The sequence below is a fragment of the Ruegeria sp. YKSD163 genome, assembly GCF_059612905.1.
This window is the reverse complement of record NZ_JBXWRM010000051.1, coordinates 1-2,264: the sequence shown is the minus strand read 5'-3', so window position 1 is coordinate 2,264 and position 2,264 is coordinate 1. Positions and strand designations below refer to the sequence as shown.

1 protein-coding gene is annotated in these 2,264 nt (G+C 55.9%); it reads left to right on the top strand.

Annotation, left to right across the window (positions count from 1 at the left end; genetic code table 11):
- On the top strand, nucleotides 1-1,966 hold a 1,966-nt coding region (locus AC2FNA_RS24120; protein WP_496830967.1), incomplete at its 5' end, for an Ig-like domain-containing protein.
- Nucleotides 1,967-2,264: the final 298 nt, after the last annotated feature.

The window sequence follows — 2,264 nt, the reverse complement described above, 5'->3', positions numbered from 1 at the left end:
CTACACGATCACCGTCACCGCCGATGACGGCAATGGCGGCACGGTCGAGGAGACCTTCACCTACACCGTGACCAACCCGGCCCCGATCGCCGACAACGAGACCAACAGCACCGCCGAGGATACGCTGCTCAGCGTGGCGGCGGGCGACGCCGACGGCCTGCTCGTGGGCGATGTCGATGGCGGCAACGACAGCGACGACCTGACAATCACCCGGTTCGTGGTCGACGCGCTCACCTATGCGGCCGGCACCACCGCAAGCCTTGCGGCGGGGGATCTCACGATCAATGCCGACGGCTCCTACACCTTCGCCCCGGCCGCCAACTTCAACGGCCCGGTGCCGGTGGCGACCTATACCGTTTCCGACGGCGAAGGCGGCACCGACGAGGGCACCCTCACCCTCACCGTCGCATCCGTCAACGATGCGCCGGTGGCGAACAGCAACTATGCAATCACCGACCAGAATGCACAGATAACTTTCAATGTGATTGCAAATGACACCGATGTCGATGGAGACGAACTGACGCTAGATTCAGTCGGCAATGCTGCCAACGGATCCGTCAGCTTCAGCGGCCCTTCGGTAACCTATACGCCGAATGCAGATTTTTATGGGGTCGACACATTCACCTATACCATCTCCGACGGCCAGGGCGGCTCCGATACCGGAACCGCGGTTGTCGTTGTCGGGCAAGACGTGACTACGCTGCCGGATGATGTGCCTGTTTCAATCATCTTCAATCCTGAAACCCCCGGAGACCCGCCCGGATCATTCCTGCTGGAAGTGATACCGACTTCATCAACGGCGATAAACTTGCTCATCGCCATGGATAGTTCCGGAAGCATCACGCAGAACGGCTGGAACGATCTTTTGAACTCAGTGTCGTCAGCGCTCGACGGGCTGGCTGATCAGTTCGACGGCTCTGCAACCGAGGTCAACGTATTCCTCACATCCTACTCCGCCTCGGCCAGTACCATTGGTCCATTCAATCTTGTCGACGATCACGTCGACCTGATCACTCAACTGAACAGCCTGCCGTTCCTGAGAGGGTCAACCAATTGGGAGGCAGCCTTCAACGAAGTCAACAGCATATTCAGCGGACAGGGCTCGGATGACGCCAATATCATGTATTTCATCACCGACGGGAACCCGGTGCCGATCACCCAAAACTGGCAAGGAGCACTCGGAAATCTTAACGACAACGTCGAAGTTGATATCGAGGCTTTTGCCATAGGGCCCAACGTCGATCTTTCGAACCTTGACTTCGTCGATTCAGACGGATCCGCGACCTCGGTCACGACACCCGCCGCTATCGCAGATGCGCTAGGTCAAACCCCTCTCTTCAATGCTCAGTTGATCGACTTTTCTCTTTCACTCAATGTGGACGGTGTCGAACTGGGAGTAATTGCCGACGAGAAAAGCAGCGCGCTGACAACCAGCGGCCTCAATTACTCTGTGGCGCTGCAAGACATTCCAAACATAGAAAACCTTCTGGGCTCTATAAACGTATTCTCTGCTACGGCGACTTTCGACTTGGACGGCGATACTGCCACGACAAGCGACCAGATCGATCTGTTTGCCGGCGGTGTCATCGAAATTGCATCATCAGTGGGAACCAACAAAGTCTCTGCAGCTTCGAACCAGAATGGTGAGGAACCGATCGAAGTGCCGTTTACGCTATCCGCCGCTTCGTTACCGGTTTACGATGAGGCAAACCTTTCCACCTCTGCTACCGGAAGATCATCGCCGAATATTCAGCAGTTAGACATCTCAGACCTTCTGAACATGGCGTCACACCCTACGGATATGCTGACATCGAACAGCATGCTGGATGGAACGAATGTTAGCCTGCCCAACCCGATCTCCGCTGTCAGTTCCCATCAATCAGGATTTGAATTGATTGGCCATGTTGGCTTGAACGGCTCTCTCGGTTTGGAGGAGGTTGCAACATCCGCGATGCCTACAACTTAGGTGTTTTGAGGGTGGTGTCATTTGTGGACGGCTCCTGTTTTGCAAGGGTTTTGTTGAGCAAGATTGATCGAAGCAGGTTGCGGTCATTTGTCCGGCCTGTGTGTGCGGTGCATGTGACCGCTGGCCTTGATGAAGTCCGTATGCCGGGTTCCTTCAGACAGGCGAGCTTTGAAGCCCAGACACCACGCCGGAGTGTCCCAACAGCGGTTCCGTTCGATCATCATCATTCACATCTGCCCTTGCATCTTGGTAGGGCGCTTCTGGAGCCCCGCAATTTCCTCCTTCGTCAGATCGCCGG